The sequence below is a fragment of the Gottfriedia sp. NPDC056225 genome (assembly GCF_042267765.1).
Taxonomy (GTDB): Bacteria; Bacillota; Bacilli; order Bacillales; family Bacillaceae_G; genus Gottfriedia.
The window spans coordinates 379,552-396,363 of the sequence record NZ_JBHJTJ010000001.1; the positions used below are offsets into that span (position 1 = coordinate 379,552).

Here is a 16,812-nt window from a genome sequence, read left to right on the forward strand (position 1 = left end):
TTCTTTAGCAGCAACGAGTTACTTTTCCACCTTTCGAATTAAAGCGGGATTCTTGTGCTTCGATAAAGAACTCTTTTCTCGTTTGAACTGGTTGCTCAGGATGGTGAGTTTTCATATGTTCTACGTATTTCTCATAGCTTGGTACGCCAACAAGTAGACTAATGAACTGTTTATAATATTTTTTGAACTCCTTTATTTTATAATGCATAATTTTTAGAATCGCTTTCTTCTCGTTTTATATAAGGAGTTTCATGTAATTTTATTGGTTTATTAGACAATATATTTATCCAATTTCGTATCGAAGCAATTAGAACTAGGAGTACGATGAGCATAAATAATCCACAAATCGTTGCATCTATATAGTCATTTAAAATAATTTGATTCATTTGTGCATGACTAGTTGCAGGAGCGAGAATAGTACCAGCATCTACATCTTTAAAAATTTTAGCATGTGCTAAGAATCCTATTTTTGGTGCTGGATGAAATATCTTTTGCCACCCTGCAGTCATTGTAACTACTAATATCCAAATTGTCGGCACTAGCGTAATCCATGCATAAGCTTTTTTCCCCATTTTCAACAAAATCGTTGTACCGAGTAATAATGCAATTGCCGCAAGCATTTGATTCGCAATACCGAATAAAGGCCATAAAGTATTGATTCCTCCAAGTGGGTCAATAACTCCTTGGTAAAGGAAATAGCCCCATCCGAACACACAAATAGCGGTTGCAATTAGATTAGCAGGAAGGGAATCTGTTTTGCCAAATGGCTTGTACACATTACCCAGGATATCCTGCGTCATATATCGCCCAATACGAGTACCTGCATCAATTGTTGTTAAGATAAATAATGCTTCAAATAGAATGGCAAAATGATACCAAAAAGCCATTAATGCTTTTCCGCCGATTACTTTAGAAAAGAGTGCTGCCATACCTATTGCTAAAGTTGGCGCACCGCCAGTACGTGAAAGGATTGTTTGCTCTCCAACATCTTTTGCTAGCGTAGACAGTTCGTGAGGCGTTATTGTAAATCCCCAACTCGAAACTACTTGAGCCACTTGATTTACATCGGTTCCAATAATCGCAGGTGGACTATTTATAGCAAAGTATGCTCCTGGCGTTAATAAACACGCCGCAATCATTGCCATTACTGCAACGAATGACTCTGTTAACATAGCACCATATCCAATGACACGGGCATGCGTTTCACGCTCCATCATTTTCGGTGTAGTGCCAGATGCAACTAATGCGTGAAATCCAGAAACAGATCCACATGCAATTGTTATAAATAAAAATGGAAATAGATTTCCGGCGAATACAGGACCTGAGCCATCAATAAATTTTGTAACAGCTGGCATTTGTAAATCTGGTGCCACAAAAATAATTCCAACCGCTAAAGCTAAAATCGTACCAACCTTCAAAAACGTACTTAAATAATCTCGTGGAGCTAATAAAAGCCATACTGGTAAAACCGATGCTATAAATCCATAGCCAATTAACATTAGCGCAATTGTTTCACCTTTGAATGTAAACATCGCTGCTAGCGTTGGACTTTCTGCAACATATTGTCCAGCAACTAAAGAAAGTAGTAGTAAAATCACACCAATAAATGATCCTTCCCCTACTCGACCTGGACGGATGTATCGCATATAAATGCCCATGAAAAGTGCGATTGGAATAGTTGCTGCAATTGTAAACATTCCCCACGGACTACCCGCAAGCGCTTTTACAACTACTAGTGCTAATACAGCCAATAGAATAACCATAATGCCTAAAATGCCTATTAATGCAATGACCCCGGTTATTGGGCCAATCTCTTCTTTAATCATTTCTCCGAGCGATTTACCATTTCTACGCGTCGAAGCTGCTAAAATAACAAAATCCTGTACTGCCCCTGCAAATACAACTCCTACAATAATCCAAATCGTACCAGGTAAGTAGCCCATTTGCGCAGCTAAAATTGGTCCAACTAGTGGTCCAGCCCCAGCAATAGCTGCAAAATGGTGACCAAATAATACCCATTTGTTTGTTGGTACAAAGTCTTTCCCATCATTGTTTATTTCTGCTGGTGTTTTACGGTCTTCATCAAGTTTAAAAACTTTTTCGGCAATAAACTTACTGTAAAAACGGTAAGCTACCGCATATGTACAAACAGCTGCTGTGAGGAGCCAAATCGCATTAATTGTCTCCCCTCTCTTTAAAGCTAATACAGAAAAACAGAAAGCCCCAAGTATCGAAATTAATCCCCAAACTATGATTGATTTTAAAGATTTCACTAACAAGAACCTCCTTCTTCATTTATAACTGAAAGTATATCATCAATTCAGAATTTTTTGTCAATTAATGGTAAAAAAAGTATAAAAACGACATTTTTACTGATTTTAACCTATCTATTCTACAAAAAAGTGGACGAAAGTTATATTGAACTTTACTAATTAGGGAATTTCAAGTGAAAATACAACTTGCAGCGATTGTAAACTTACATAAAAAACCACCTTAGCATTTAAAAGCCAAGATGGTTTTCATTCATATTAAATTGACTACTTAACTTTTTGAATAAAATTAATGTCAATCAGTTCGTTCAGCCTTTGTAATTCTTGTTCCCCTAATAACATTTTTCCGTCATTTAAAGATACTAGAGCACTTTCAATTAAATATTTACGTGGTGTTTTTGACTGCAACAATTCATTTTGTAAAAAGTCTAGTAACTCATTGTACTTTTGTTGTTCATCACTATTTAGCGCAGACTTTTTCATAATGCAAATAATACTACAAAGCTTTTGTTGAAGATTTTCTTCAGTCTTTCTTACTGGTAACCATCTATCTAAAAGCTCCAAATTAAATAATTGTTCTCCAGATTCCTCAACATCTTTAACGATCTTAATTATACGTTTAACACTATAACGGACAACTTGATCCATACTAGTATTGATATCCTTGGCAAGGTCATAGTATCTCACATTATGGTGAATAATACCTAAAAACATAATGGCACTATCTAATAAAAAAACTTTTTTATCACTACCAAAAATGTCTAAAAATCGTGTATACACCCAGTTCAATGTTTTGAAATTACCTTCTCTAATGAATTGCTTGATATCAAGGTCATTTATATAAATTACTTCTTCAAACAGAGAAATTAATTTATTATCTCTATTTGCTTCCATTAATAAAGTTACTTGTTTAATGAAAATTTCAATATCAGAAGGACTTTGCCCAATTAATAACTCATTTCTTTCTTGTTCAAGTTTTTTATAAATCGTATTAAATAATGCGACTACTAAATCACTTTTAGATGAAAAATAATTATAAAATGTACCTTTAGAAATACCACTATAGTCTAGTATGTCTTGGATAGACGTCGATTGAAATCCCTTTTCTATAAACAATTCATGGGCTATTTTTACGACATGCTGTTTACGATCATTCATATAATCACCTTGGTTCTAGTTAATTACTGCTTAAAAAACATAGTACATTATTTTAACACTTAAAACTAGTAAATATCTTATTAGATTATTAAAGATTTCTAATGGTTATTATAATTGCATCTAATGAATGAATGGTATATCATATTATGTTATATAGAAGATGGAAACACAGTTCAAAAAAATGAACTAGTTGTACAAAGGAGGGGGAATCATGGACCATTCCATGAGTAAATCGGTACGCCCACCATACGGGATTATTACAATCCTGATGATTGGGGCGTTTATTGCGTTCTTAAACAATACATTATTAAATATTGCCTTACCTTCAATCATGAAGGATTTGGACGTTGAGCCATCAACAGTTCAGTGGTTATCTACTGGATATATGTTAGTTAATGGGATCTTAATTCCAACTACGGCTTTTTTAATCCAAAAGTATTCTGTTAGACATTTGTTTATAACAGCACTACTTTTATTCAATATCGGTACTTTTACCGCAGGTTTTGCACATATCTTTCCTTTATTATTAACTGGCCGTATGATTCAAGCTTCAGGTTCGGCTATTTTAATGCCATTATTAATGAATGTAATGTTAACTAGCTTTCCTGTTGAAAAACGCGGAACTGCAATGGGCTTTTTCGGTTTAGTAATGATGGGTGCACCAGCAATTGGACCAACTTTATCTGGTTGGATTATTGAACACTATGATTGGAGAATGCTTTTCCATGTAGTATCACCAATTGCATTAACAATTTTAATTATTGGCTTTTTCTTACTAAAAGATAAAAAAGAGAAATCAAATAGTAAGATCGATCTTCTTTCAGTTCTTTTATCAAGTTTAGGATTTGGTGGATTATTGTACGGATTTAGTTCTGCTGGAACTGATGGATGGGATAGCCCAAAAGCTTATGTGGCTTTAATTGTAGGGGTTCTTTCATTAGTACTATTTATCACTCGTCAATTAAAACTTGAGACACCAATGTTGAACTTTAGAGTTTATCGTTATCCTATGTTTGCTTTATCTTCGGCGATTTCAATCGTTGTTACAATGGCTATGTTCTCAGCAATGATGCTTTTACCAATTTATACTCAAACACTTCGTGGCATTAAACCGTTTGATGCGGGATTAATGCTATTACCTGGTGCTCTATTAATGGCTATTATGTCACCAATCACAGGTAAATTATTTGATAAAATCGGTGGAAGAATTCTTGCGATGACTGGTTTAATCATTATGACGATTACTACTTATTTACTAAGTAAATTAACGATGGATACAACCCATACTCAAATTATTGTTTTATATGCATTACGTATGTTCGGTATGTCAATGGTAATGATGCCAGTATCAACAAATGGTTTAAATCAGTTACCTAAACGATTCTATCCACACGGGACCGCTATGAACAATACATTACAGCAAGTATCTGGTGCTATTGGAACTGCTTTATTAATTACGGTTATGTCAAATCGTACAGCATCGAAAGCTAAGGAATTATCTGCTGAAGCAATGAAGCATGTAACAAGTAAACCAACACCTGATATGATTACTCAAATCAAACAAGAAATTACGATGAAAGCAATGCTTGAAGGTATTAATTTCTCATTTTATGTGACAGTTTTCGTTATAGCAGTAGCGCTGATTCTTTCGTTCTTTATTAAACGATCAAAAGCAGCAGAAGAACCGGTAGTTAACGAAAATACGGATGTAAATTTCAAGAAAAAGTTAGTCGGGAATTAAACAAAAGTTCAACCAATTTAATTGGTTGAACTTTTTTTATTTAACCTTCAAACATAAAAAGTTATAATTTAATTAATGAATTATTAGAATAAATCTTTATTATTTAATACTAACTTATTGGATGGTTTAAATGTGCTAAGAAAAATTATTTTAACTCTTTTAATCGCTTTTCTACTATTTATGACAGGTAATCAGACCACGAAGGAGAACACTAGAATGGATCAAGTTCAGTTGAATTACGGAAAATATGAGATTCCAAAAACACTAGCTAACGCTATTAACTTACAAAGTGAATTAAAAAGTGAAGGAGTAACACAATTTGGAGAATTAGGTGGACTATTTTTCTCATATGAAAAAATCGATACTCGTTATTTAAATACTCCGCTAGATGTTATCCAATTTGCAAGTACTGGTTCAGATGGAGTTCATTTTGGCTTTTTAACTGATTTTGGCCAAGTTAATGATTTAGAAAATGCATATATTGTACGTGTTTCTCCAATGGACTCTGATGATCCAGTACAAATCGTTGCTAGAAACTTACGTGATTTCTTAAGGCTACTATGCTATGCACCAGGTGCTGTAGAGATCGTTGACGTTACTACTGATGAGGATACATTTCACAGTGTCCCTGAAATAGCTGCAACTCAAACAATTGAAGGATATGATGCTGAAGTAAGAAAGGCTCTTCAACAAAGGTTTTCCCTTGAACCGATTAACTCAATCGAAGGCTATTTAAACGAAGTCAAAAATGAGCGAGAAAGTGAAATCTTATTACCGACTGAGGATAGCTTAGGGATCACAAATAAGTCTGCAACGATAATGGAAGAACCAAAAAATCAAAAATTATTTAAGTTTGATGATAACGCTCTATCATTAGATACTGACGAAGTAGTACACTTTTTTGAAACTTCATCAGTTGAAGCTAAATTGGTGTTTCTACGCGAAGCTCAATCGAAGGCATTACTATATGATGATGAAGAACTAAAACTTTATCTTTCAAAACAACTACACTTAATGAATTTGGAAGATGAGGCAGTAAGAATTAAATATTAAGCAACTCTCTAATATTTTTATACAAAGTAATTGAAAAACTAAATGTAAGTATAAAGAGAGTGTCACAAAGATTCACTAAAATCTTCGGGACACTCTCTTTATTATTTTTTATAAATAAAATAATCAAAATCAGCATGAAGCCCTTGCCCAGTTGTATCCTGACATTGCATTCCAACAAACGCACCCGTAAAGAATCCTCCGCCTTGAATATAATCATCAGACAATTTATATGAGTAAAGTGTCACAGGTATCGTCGTCCACTCTTGTCCATCAAATGAGTAAGAGTACTGGTAACCATTCGTTTTTACATCTACTCGAAGATACACATATTCAATATGTTCCGGAATAATAATTTCATTTCCTTGAAGAGGCTGATCGAATGTAAAATTATCACATGTTACTAATTCTAGAATTCTGCCCTTCTCTTCATTCCAAGTAATTTGGCATGAAGTCCAATTTTGAGTGTTATAGTAATTGACTAACCCAGCAGATTGATGGAATGTACTAGGATTAAATGCCACCTTTGTTTCTGCAGTAAAATTAAAATCTTGCCAACGTCTTGCTATAAATGACTGGGTAAATTTAGATGTAAGTGATTCTCTTCCATAAAGGCGTAGATGCCCTGGATTGTCTTTTAGCGAAACGATCTTCTCTCCTAACGGAATTCTCAAGTTTTGAAAGTGAGGGTTTAATTCTTCTGAGTTAAAGTCATCCTTCTCTGGATAATCGCTTTCCCATTTTATTTCATCAATTTTTGGACCTTCTATTTCAAGTGAAGGACTATTTCCCCCCACAACATATGGCCAATCGTTTTTCCACTCAAGCCTTTGAATTGCCGTTTCTCTTCCTAATGGACAAAAGCCTCTAGGATCTAACAACGGTTGACCTTCTCTTGGTAATGGTCTTCCTGTTAGATGGACAAGGAACCATTCATCGGTATGTGTTTGAACAATTGATGCATGTCCTGCTTTTTGAAGTGGAATTCTTGGAGCATGGAATGACGAAATTAACGGGTTTTCTGGGTGTACTTCATACGGACCTATTAATTGTTTTGATCTGGCAATCGTCGCTTGATGATCGTATTTCGTGCCGCCTTCTGCTGTTAATAAGTAGTAGTAATCATTTATTTTATATAAATGTGGTGCTTCCGTCAGTTTAATATCCGTTCCTTTAAAAATTACATTTGCTTTTCCAATCAGTTTCCTTTCTTCTACACTGTACTCTTGTAGTGAAATGCCATAGAAGCTATGATTGTTTATACGGTGATCCCAAACCATATTGACTAAATATTTCTTTCCATCCTCATCATGGAATAGGGACGGGTCAAAACCTGTACTATTTAAGTAAACTGGATCTGACCATTCTCCATCAACTGTGTCACATGTTGCAAGGTAATTATGGCAATCCTTCCATTGACCTTCGACTACCTTTACATCAGTGTAAATTAGCCAAAACTGCCCATCTCGATATGATAATGCGGGAGCCCAAATACCGCCTGAATCAGGATTACCCATCATGTTCAATTGACTTAAACGGTTTAAAGGTCTTGATGCTAAGCGCCAATTTTTTAAATCCTTTGAATGATAAATTCCAACTCCGGGAAACCATTCAAATGTTGATACTGCAATATAATAATCTTCCCCAACTCGACAAATACTTGGATCCGGATTAAAGCCTGGTAAAATTGGATTGCTGATTATAGTCATTTTAAACTCCTCCATATGAATCTTTATTTTTTAGTAAGCTCCTTTAATAAACTCAGAAACATTTTTTTGATAGAACAGCTCTAACTGATCCAACTCAGCTTTCGAAAAAGACTGGATATTCATTGCTTCTAAGTTTTCATTTACTTGGTTTTGGTTTCTAAATCCAGGAATGACGCACGTAATTTCCTTTTGATCTAAAATCCATCTAAGCGCTGCACTAGCCATAGTTGACCTACCTTCAGTTATCCAGTTAATTCGATTCGCCAACTCTACGCCCTTTTTAAATCCCAATCCTGCAAATGTTTCTCCAATATTAAAGGCAACCCCATTTTCGTTAAAATTTCTGTGGTCATCTTCTTCAAAAATATGATCAGCCTTGTATTTACCAGATAATAGCCCGCTAGCCAATGGTAATCTTACAAGAATTCCTACTCCTTTTTTATAAGCTTCAGGAAGTAGGTCCGCTAATGGTTTTTGACGGAAAATATTAAAGATAATCTGTAGGCTTTTCACATTTGGATTCTCTAAACAAATTAACCCTTCTTCAACAGTCTCTACACTTACCCCATAATGACGGATTTTCCCTTCACTTTGTAAACGATCAAGCACATCAAACACTTGTCCATCCTTTAAAATTTCAGTAACTGGACAATGAACTTGATATAGGTCAATCACATCACGATTTAATCGTTTCAGACTATCCTCACAATAGGATTTAACCGCTTCATATGAGTAATTTTCTGGTGCAAAGATGTCACCTTTTCGACAAAACTTTGTTCCAATATATATTTTATCTTCTAGCCCTTTTGTTGCTTTAGCTAGTAGCTCCTCACTATGTCCATCACCATAAACATCCGCCGTATCAAAAAAATTCACACCTTGATCTATCGCGTATTGCAATGACTTTAATGCTTCATTATCGTCTGTTTTTCCCCACGCTCCACCAATAGCCCAAGTACCAAAGCTTACCTCACTAATCTTTAAACCTGTATTACCAAGCTCTCGGTAATTCAAGTAGACCCCCTCCTTTTAGCTCTTTGTATTACTTTCTAAATTCCGAAAGCATCATATTTAATTCCTTCGTTTTTGTATAAACCTGTTTATAAATTAAATAAAGCTTCTCATAACTTTTAACGTTTTCTTCAATTGGTTTATATGAAGTAATTGGTTTAATAAAATCTTCTGCACAAGCCTCTAATGATTCAAACCAACCGCAACCATACGCAGCAAGCATTGCCGCTCCCATTCCAGGTCCTTGTTCACTCGAAAGTTTAATAATCGTTGCATTAAAAATATCTGCTTGCATCTGAAGCCATACAGGATTCTTTGCACCGCCACCAATCGAAATAATTGAATCAATTTTCTTACCATTATGTCGGAAAATCTCAATTGACTCATTTAATGAAAAAGTAATTCCCTCCATAACAGCTCTTACAAAATCATTTCTCTTATGCGATGCGTCCATCCCAATAAAACTACCTCTAATAACTGAATCCGCATGCGGCGTTCTTTCACCAACCAAATATGGCGTAAACAGTAAACCATTTGAACCAATTGAAACTTGATCTACACTTTCTAGTAATTGTTCAAAATTCTCATGCTCTGCAAACGTATCCTTAAACCAACTTAAAGAGAATCCCGCAGCAAGCGTTACACCCATTGAATAGAAAGCATCTTCCTTACCATGGTTAAAATAATGAACCTTACCTTTAAAGTCGTGGTCACCATGCTCTTCATAAGAAAGGACAACCCCTGAAGTACCAATACTACAAAGCGTATTACCCTCTTTTAAAATTCCTGAGCCAATTGCACCACAAGCATTATCTGCTCCACCTGCAAATACTTTTACTTCGTGACTAAGTCCTGTCAGTTTAGAAACCTCTTCTGTAATTGTTCCTACACAACTATGTGATTCAACAATTGGAGGGCAAAGATGTAAAGGAATATCAAATTTAGTACATAATTCTTCACTCCACTGCTTTCCCTTTACGTTTAACAGCAATGTTCCCGCTGCATCTGAGTATTCAGCATGAATTTCACCAGTGAGACGATAGCGAAGATAATCTTTAGGTAACAAGAATACTGATGCTTGTTCAAAAATCTCTGGCTCAAATTCTTTCACCCAAAGAAGCTTTGGCAATGTAAAGCCTTCAAGAGCTGGATTTTTCGTTATCTCAAGTAAACGTTCTTTTCCTACGATTTCATTGATATATTCACATTGCTTAGTCGTTCTTGTGTCATTCCATAAAATAGCATTGCGAAGACTACTATTTTCTTTATTTAACAATACTAGGCCATGCATTTGTCCTGAGAAACTAATCCCTTCAATATCATTCGGATGTCCATTAAAATCTCTAACTAATTCGGTAAGTCCATCGATTGTTTTTTCAACCCACTCTTCAGGATTTTGCTCGCTATATCCAGATTTCTCTTGAATTAATGGATAGGAACGAGACACTTCTTGGCAAACCTCGCCGTACTGATTAACTAATAAAATCTTTACAGCACTTGTACCTAAATCAATACCTACTACATATTTCATAACAATCATCCCTTATCATTTTTAATCCCATCGTATGAGAAAAATGTGCTGGAAATAGTGAACTTCCCAGCACATTTTATGGTCATTTAAACCGTTGCGAATTCAGAAATCGCCTCTAATAAATATTGGTTTAATACTGCTTTTAGACGCTCTTCACGACCAGATTTATTTTGGATTTCACCTAAATTTAACGCATATGCTTCAAGTGTACGGAAATTTGCTTTATTATCTACGATTTCCTTACCGATTCCATAAGTAAAGCTGCTATAACGATCTTCAATAAAGTTTTCAAATACTTTATCTTCAATTAATTTACTTGCAACTAATGCGCCAATTGCAAAGCTATCCATTCCAGCGATATGAGCATGGAATAAATCCTCTACATCAAATGAGCCCCTTCTTACTTTCGCATCAAAGTTTAATCCGCCTTTTCCTAAACCGCCATTTTTTATGATTTCATACATCGCTAGTGAAGTCGAATATAGATCTGTAGGGAATTCATCCGTGTCCCAACCAATTAATTTATCTCCTTGATTGGCATCGACTGAACCAAGCATTCCATTAATTCGAGCAACACGTAATTCATGTTCAAATGTGTGTCCCGCAAGTGTTGCATGGTTTGCTTCAATATTGAATTTAAATTGTTTCTCTAAACCATTAGCTTGTAAGAAGGCTAGTCCAGTTGCTACATCAAAATCATACTGATGTTTTGTTGGCTCTTTTGGTTTTGGTTCAATTAGGAACTGGCCATCGAACCCAATTTCTTTTGCGTAATCTACAGCCATGTGGAAGAATCGCGCTAGATTGTCTTGCTCAAGCTTCATATCAGTATTCATAAGTGTGTCATAGCCCTCACGTCCACCCCAGAATACATAGTTGATTGCTCCAAGTTCTTTCGCAATTTCTAATCCTTTTTTTACTTTCGCTGCTGAATATGCAAATACATCTGCATTGTTAGACGTAGCAGCACCATTTACATAGCGAGGATGAGTAAACATATTTGCTGTATTCCAAAGCAATTTTGTTTTACTTGTTTTCATATATTCTTTCATCATTTCTACAATTACATCTAAGTTTTTATAAGTTTCACTTAATGTATTTCCCTCAGGTGCAACATCTGAATCGTGGAAGCAGAAGAAAGGAACATCTAACTTTTCATAAAACTCAAATGAAGCTTCCACACGTGCTTTGGCAAGATCTAATCCTGTTAAGTGATTCCAAGGGCGTTGCATTGTTCCTGCTCCAAATGGATCTGAACCGTCTGCAGTAAATGTGTGCCAGTACGCAACTGAAAATCGTAGTAAATCCTCCATTGTTTGACCATTGATGATTCTTTGAGGATCATAATATTTAAAGGAAAAAGGATTTTTTGATTTAGGACCTTCGAATTTAATTTTATTAATATTAGTAAAGTAACTCATGTTTAATTCCTCCTAAAATAGTAGTTTTAAATTCTATGACTTATGTGAAATAACAATCCATGTGCGCAATACTTTCATATCATCTGGCTCAATCCTTTGTATGCCAGTCAATTCCTCATTTACTTTAAGGTTTGGAGCATTGGTTACCCACGTATAAGGCTCTGGGCATAAAAAACCGCTTCTCCCATCCTTGTTATAAACGACCCAGTGTTTGAAACTTTGATCAACGGTGTAGTTAATCTCAATTCCCGTTGATTGATTCATTATTTGTGCTGTTTGGAGTCCACTAGCATTTGGACTAGATAGAAAAACATCGTCCAACTCTAGTCCATACAAGTTCATTCCTTCACTCAACTCATCTTTGTATTCAATATCTTCTAGTTCCCCCGTTGGTAAGAATCGATCATTTAGTTTCCAACGTTTCTTAACTGGCAGTTTGAGAAATGACGTTTCTTCAGGGAATAAAAAGCTAGTATGGTATCCAAATCCTAACGGTAAAGGCTCATTACTTTTATTTATAATTTCTGCTTTTTTAGCAAATAAATTATCATTTAATATATAGTTCATCCTGATCATAAAGTGATGTGGAAATTGAGCCATAACATCATCATGTTTACTTGAATCAAACTCAGTAACAACTTTTACTGTTTGATCATTAACTTCAATACTTACTACCTCCCATTTCCTTGTGTGAACAAAGCCATGGATGTGATTCTGTTTATCTAATTCATTAATTTCAAATTGGTAAGTCCTTTCATTAAAGCTAAACTTACCTCGATCAATTCGATTAGGTGGGAATAAAATTGGTGTACCAAACAGAACTGGATTGTTTAAATATTCCTTAGTAGAGGTCGGAACTCTTAAAAGCTCTGTATTTGAACCTTTATGAACTATGGAAATCAAATTCGAACCCCATCCAGGAATAATAATAATCTCCAATTCACTATTACCCGCTTTAATCGCTGGTTCGTCTAAAAAAGAGATTTCTTCAACATAAGTACTCATCTTTATTCCCCGTTCTTTCATTTCTATATTCTAGACATTACTAATCTTACTTTTTCTTACGTCTATCCGATTGAAGCTGTACATTCCACAAAACATGAAAACCCACGCAATTGATACAGCACTAAAGAATGGAGTTAATCCAGGTTCGTACAGCAGTAAAAATAAAATGGCTACTAAGCTAATTAGCATTAGCAATGTAATATGAAAATGAAAGATACTTAAAAAGAATGCGTTTTTTATATATTCCTTCAGTTTGAAATCGTAATGTACATAGATTGGGAAAATATAAAGTAAAATCATTAAGTAAACAGCTGTAATGATTAATAAAGGAACGATTAGTATAAACTGGAACAGCCCTTCTACCGTTCGAATGTAAAACACATCAAAAGCTAGGAATATCCCGCTGAAAATGAAAACTAATCCAAGTTTGTTAGCGTTTTTAAATTCCTTAAGAAATACAGCGAGAAATGTTCCCCAAATCGGCAAATCCGCTTCTTTTAAAATCCATTTACGAACAATAGTAAAAAGGGCTACTGTAGCAGGGAAAAAACCGAATATGATTAGTCCTGCGATTGAAAAGAGAAACCATAGTAGATTGACGTATGCTAATTTCATAATCCATTCACATATCGTAAACAGTTTTCCCATTGTTTTTCCGAGTATCATCTAATCACTCTCCTTTACGAAAACATTAATACCTTTATCTACCGTGATTATCCTTTTACTGACCCAGACGCGATTCCTTCAACGATTCGATTACTTAAAATAAAGAAAGCAATTAAAATTGGTAAAATACTGATCACTAACGTAGCTCCGATTGCTCCCCAGTCAGTTGTATACTGACCAATAAAGTTTTGAATACCGACTGTTAATGTTTTAAATTTATCTGAGCTAATAAACGTATTAACGAAAACAAACTCATTCCAGTTGTAAATCATATTGATAATTGCAGCCGTAGCAATTACCGGTGATGTCATCGGTAACGTAATCCTAAAAAAGATATGGTTAATCGAAGCCCCATCCATAATTGCAGCTTCTTCCACTTCTCTAGGTAAAGCTTCATAAAATCCAATTAAGATCATAATCGTAATTGGTAGATTAAAAGCTGTGTACGCAAGAATTACCGAAAGTGGATTATCAATTAAATTAATTTTCGTAAACGTATTAAATAATGGAATAAGCGTTGAATGGACTGGAATCATTAAACCTACCATAAATATTCCTAACACCCATTTACTTGCCTTCCAATTCATTCTTGTAATTGCAAAGGTAACCATACTTGCTAGTACAACCGTTAAGATAACAGCAGCAATTGTATAGGTCACACTGTTAAAGAAGTACTGACTTATGTTTCCTTCAGTCCAAACTTTTGTATAATTCTCCCACTTTGGACTTTCAGGTAAAGAAAAAGGAGACATATTAAAAACTTCTTGATTATTTTTTAATGAAAAAAGAAATAGCCAGATGATCGGAAAAATTTGAAAAATCGCTACGACTATAAGGAAAATGTACATGAGCCCGTAAGCAATTTTTCCTAACATTCTATTTGTACTACGGTCTGTGTTCCTCTCCGTTACAATAGCTTGAGATCCTGAAGCTCTTACCGTATCCACCTATAATCCCCCTTTCTTTTTAGTAAATATCATTATTTGATTCAGTAAATTTTCGAATAACCCAAGTAACAACTAAACAAATAATTAATAAGAAAAAGCCAATTGCGCTTGCATATCCAAAGTCAAAACCTTTAAAAGCTTTTTGATACATATAGGAAGCCATTACTTCACTAGAACCATTTGGTCCTCCGCCTGTCATAACATAAATTAAGTCGAAATACTTAAGTGACCCAACTACCGCAAGAACAATCGTCACTTTAACAACATTCATAATTAATGGTAGTTTTATTTTTATTGCAATTTGTAATGGTGTCGCCCCGTCGATCCTTGCCGCTTCAATTAGAGATTCAGGAATATTTTTAAGAGCTGCATAGTAAATCAGAATATAAAAACCAGCATATTGCCAAATAATCGGTATAATAATCGCGTATAGCGCTAGGTTAGTTTCTGCTAACCACGCAGGAGGATTATGAACTCCAAGAGAAACAAGTATGCTATTTAATATCCCATTAGTTGGGTGATAAATTTTAAGCCAAAGCTGTGCAATTGCAACAGAGGCAAGTAGCATTGGTATTAGATAAATTTTTCTAAGAAGGTCTGCACCTTTAATTTTTCCAGCAAGTATAAATGAGATGAACAGGTAACCAATTAAACTGACTGCCGAAAATACGGCTAATAAAAAGGAGTGGAAAGCACTTTTCCAAAATAGAGGATCATGTAATAAGTGGGAATAATTCTCTAAGCCTATGAATTCCTTTTCCCCGATTCCATTCCATTTCATTAAGCCAAAGTATCCTGTTTGTACAATCGGAACGTAAATCAAAGCAAGAATTAAAAAAAGAGCTGGTGTAATATACAGCGCAATTATTTTTTTATTCGACATTGTTTTATTCATTTCGTTTCAACTCCTTCCTCTTTAGTTAGTAATAAAAGGGCATATGAGATTAAAAGCTATATGCCCTTTTTCATAAAGTCAGAAATTACTTATCTTCTGCTTTTAAAGCTTGCTCTTGTTGTTTAGCAAAATCTTTTGGTTTCACTTCATTCCCAAATAAAGACTGAATTAAATTTAAGTGAGTTTCAGCTACAGAAGCACTCATTTGAACGTCTGCAAACAGAGTTAAGTTAGTTGCGTTATTTAATTCGTTTAATACATCGATATATAGCGGTGGTAAATTTACTTTTGAAGTATCAACTTTTGTTGCCGGAATTACGCCTGCCTTTTCAACAGATTGCTCTCCCCATTTTTGAACAAAGAATTTAACAAAGTCTTTCGCTTCTGCTTTTACCTTCGAATGTTCTGCTACAAATAGTCCCACTCCAGGTCCACCGACCCAGCTATTTATATTTCCTTTTCCACCTTCATATGTAGGGAATTTAAAGAAGCCTACATTGTCACGGAAATCTTTTGGAATTTCTTCGTTCGTTGTAAAGTTTGGTAACTCCCATGTTCCCATAAGATACATTGCTGCATTTCCATTTAAAAATTCAGATTTTCCTTCATCATTAGATAAACCATTAAATCCTTTATTAAATGCATTTTCTTTTACTAAGTCTTGAACCTCTTGTGCTGCTGATACAAGCGCAGGATCTTCAAATGTTCCTGTACGATTAATTGCTTTGTTTAATACTTCAGATCCACCAATTCGATCTGCTAAGTACATATACCAAAGTGAACCTGTCCAACGATCCTTATTTCCTAATGCGATTGGAGCAACACCTTTTTTAGCTAATGTTTTAACAACATTTTGGAACTCGCTATATGTTTGTGGTACTTGAAGATTGTATTTATTAAAGATTGCTTTATTGTAATAAATTGGAGCAATGTTTAATTCAAGTGGTAGACCATAAGTTTTACCGTCGATTGCATATGCTTCTGTTGTACCAGATACGAAAGAATCTTTTAATCCACTATTTAACACGTCATCTAAATCCGCAAATAGTCCACCTTTTACGAATGGAGTCATATATCCTGCTGCCCAAGTAAATCCAACATCAGGTAATTCATTAGAAGAAGAAAGGACTTTAATCTTGTTTTTGTATTGCTCATTTTCAAGAACTTCTACTTCAATTTTTACATCCTTGTGTTCGGCTTCGTATTGTTTAATAATGTCTGATACAATAAGGTTTTGTTGCTTAGAACTTCCAGCTGGCCAAAGATGCATAAACTTAATTACTTTTTTGGAACCGCTTTCAGTAGAGGCATTATCAGAACTGCCACAACCCGTTAAAGCAACCATCAATATAAGAACTAGTGCTAACATTAATGAATACGCTTTCTTAAACATGTCAAACCTCCATTT

Annotated in this window: 14 protein-coding genes; 2 read left to right on the top strand and 12 right to left on the bottom strand. The window is 34.8% G+C overall.

Annotation, left to right across the window (positions count from 1 at the left end; genetic code table 11):
- Positions 1–4 precede the first annotated feature (4 nt).
- The 3 genes from ACFCYN_RS01795 to ACFCYN_RS01805 all read right to left on the bottom strand — a co-directional run bounded on the left by ACFCYN_RS01795 (position 5) and on the right by ACFCYN_RS01805 (position 3,428).
- Positions 5–208, bottom strand: coding sequence for a YbdD/YjiX family protein (locus tag ACFCYN_RS01795; RefSeq protein ID WP_172446512.1), 204 nt, complete (start codon positions 206–208; stop codon positions 5–7).
- The gene (locus ACFCYN_RS01800) at positions 198–2,273 is read right to left on the bottom strand and encodes a carbon starvation CstA family protein (protein WP_375947138.1); all 2,076 of its coding nucleotides are present in this window, start codon (positions 2,271–2,273) and stop codon (positions 198–200) included. The genes ACFCYN_RS01795 and ACFCYN_RS01800 overlap by 11 nt, the downstream gene beginning before the upstream one ends.
- A 264-nt stretch (positions 2,274–2,537) precedes the next feature.
- Positions 2,538–3,428, bottom strand: a complete 891-nt coding sequence (locus ACFCYN_RS01805) for a TetR/AcrR family transcriptional regulator (RefSeq protein WP_172446514.1) — start codon at positions 3,426–3,428, stop codon at positions 2,538–2,540.
- Positions 3,429–3,639: 211 nt separating this feature from the next.
- Between ACFCYN_RS01805 and ACFCYN_RS01810 the strand changes: the two genes are divergently transcribed.
- Together ACFCYN_RS01810 and ACFCYN_RS01815 are read left to right on the top strand one after the other, a co-directional pair.
- Positions 3,640–5,169: an MDR family MFS transporter gene (locus ACFCYN_RS01810; RefSeq protein ID WP_172446515.1), complete on the top strand. Its 1,530-nt coding sequence runs from the start codon at positions 3,640–3,642 to the stop codon at positions 5,167–5,169.
- 216 nt (positions 5,170–5,385) lie between these two features.
- On the top strand, positions 5,386–6,222 hold the full coding sequence (locus ACFCYN_RS01815) for a hypothetical protein (protein ID WP_375947140.1): 837 nt from the start codon (positions 5,386–5,388) through the stop codon (positions 6,220–6,222).
- Between the two features lie 101 nt (positions 6,223–6,323).
- Here ACFCYN_RS01815 and ACFCYN_RS01820 read toward each other — a convergent pair whose 3' ends face one another.
- From ACFCYN_RS01820 to ACFCYN_RS01860, 9 genes are all read right to left on the bottom strand, one after another.
- Entirely contained in the window at positions 6,324–7,928 is a 1,605-nt protein-coding gene (locus tag ACFCYN_RS01820; protein WP_375947142.1) for a glycoside hydrolase family 43 protein, read from the bottom strand.
- A gap of 30 nt (positions 7,929–7,958) precedes the next feature.
- A complete protein-coding gene (locus ACFCYN_RS01825) occupies positions 7,959–8,942 on the bottom strand; it encodes an aldo/keto reductase (protein ID WP_375947144.1) in 984 nt (327 codons plus the stop codon).
- 28 nt (positions 8,943–8,970) lie between these two features.
- Positions 8,971–10,470 carry a xylulokinase gene (xylB, locus tag ACFCYN_RS01830; RefSeq protein WP_375947146.1) on the bottom strand — a complete coding sequence of 500 codons (1,500 nt, stop codon included), beginning with the start codon at positions 10,468–10,470 and terminating at the stop codon, positions 8,971–8,973.
- 86 nt (positions 10,471–10,556) lie between these two features.
- Positions 10,557–11,891 carry a xylose isomerase gene (gene xylA / locus ACFCYN_RS01835; RefSeq protein ID WP_172446520.1) on the bottom strand — a complete coding sequence of 445 codons (1,335 nt, stop codon included), beginning with the start codon at positions 11,889–11,891 and terminating at the stop codon, positions 10,557–10,559.
- A gap of 33 nt (positions 11,892–11,924) precedes the next feature.
- Positions 11,925–12,896 (bottom strand): aldose 1-epimerase, encoded by a 972-nt coding sequence (locus tag ACFCYN_RS01840; RefSeq protein WP_375947148.1) that lies wholly within the window; start codon positions 12,894–12,896, stop codon positions 11,925–11,927.
- 30 nt (positions 12,897–12,926) lie between these two features.
- Complete coding sequence (locus ACFCYN_RS01845; RefSeq protein ID WP_375947149.1) at positions 12,927–13,562, bottom strand: YesL family protein; 636 nt, start codon at positions 13,560–13,562, stop codon at positions 12,927–12,929.
- A gap of 47 nt (positions 13,563–13,609) precedes the next feature.
- Positions 13,610–14,437 (bottom strand): carbohydrate ABC transporter permease, encoded by an 828-nt coding sequence (locus ACFCYN_RS01850; RefSeq protein ID WP_172447744.1) that lies wholly within the window; start codon positions 14,435–14,437, stop codon positions 13,610–13,612.
- A 91-nt stretch (positions 14,438–14,528) separates the two neighbouring features.
- Positions 14,529–15,404 (bottom strand): carbohydrate ABC transporter permease, encoded by an 876-nt coding sequence (locus tag ACFCYN_RS01855; RefSeq protein WP_375947151.1) that lies wholly within the window; start codon positions 15,402–15,404, stop codon positions 14,529–14,531.
- A gap of 85 nt (positions 15,405–15,489) precedes the next feature.
- Positions 15,490–16,797 carry an extracellular solute-binding protein gene (locus tag ACFCYN_RS01860; RefSeq protein WP_375947153.1) on the bottom strand — a complete coding sequence of 436 codons (1,308 nt, stop codon included), beginning with the start codon at positions 16,795–16,797 and terminating at the stop codon, positions 15,490–15,492.
- Positions 16,798–16,812: the final 15 nt, after the last annotated feature.

Coding starts and splice junctions, on each gene's coding strand:
- ACFCYN_RS01855 (WP_375947151.1), bottom strand. CDS start 15,404: ATGAATAAAACAATGTCGAATAAAAAAATAATTGCGCTGTATATTACA.
- xylB (WP_375947146.1), bottom strand. CDS start 10,470: ATGAAATATGTAGTAGGTATTGATTTAGGTACAAGTGCTGTAAAGATT.
- ACFCYN_RS01815 (WP_375947140.1), top strand. CDS start 5,386: ATGGATCAAGTTCAGTTGAATTACGGAAAATATGAGATTCCAAAAACA.
- ACFCYN_RS01805 (WP_172446514.1), bottom strand. CDS start 3,428: ATGAATGATCGTAAACAGCATGTCGTAAAAATAGCCCATGAATTGTTT.
- ACFCYN_RS01820 (WP_375947142.1), bottom strand. CDS start 7,928: ATGACTATAATCAGCAATCCAATTTTACCAGGCTTTAATCCGGATCCA.
- ACFCYN_RS01845 (WP_375947149.1), bottom strand. CDS start 13,562: ATGATACTCGGAAAAACAATGGGAAAACTGTTTACGATATGTGAATGG.
- ACFCYN_RS01840 (WP_375947148.1), bottom strand. CDS start 12,896: ATGAGTACTTATGTTGAAGAAATCTCTTTTTTAGACGAACCAGCGATT.
- ACFCYN_RS01810 (WP_172446515.1), top strand. CDS start 3,640: ATGGACCATTCCATGAGTAAATCGGTACGCCCACCATACGGGATTATT.
- ACFCYN_RS01860 (WP_375947153.1), bottom strand. CDS start 16,797: ATGTTTAAGAAAGCGTATTCATTAATGTTAGCACTAGTTCTTATATTG.
- ACFCYN_RS01795 (WP_172446512.1), bottom strand. CDS start 208: ATGCATTATAAAATAAAGGAGTTCAAAAAATATTATAAACAGTTCATT.
- xylA (WP_172446520.1), bottom strand. CDS start 11,891: ATGAGTTACTTTACTAATATTAATAAAATTAAATTCGAAGGTCCTAAA.
- ACFCYN_RS01850 (WP_172447744.1), bottom strand. CDS start 14,437: ATGTTAGGAAAAATTGCTTACGGGCTCATGTACATTTTCCTTATAGTC.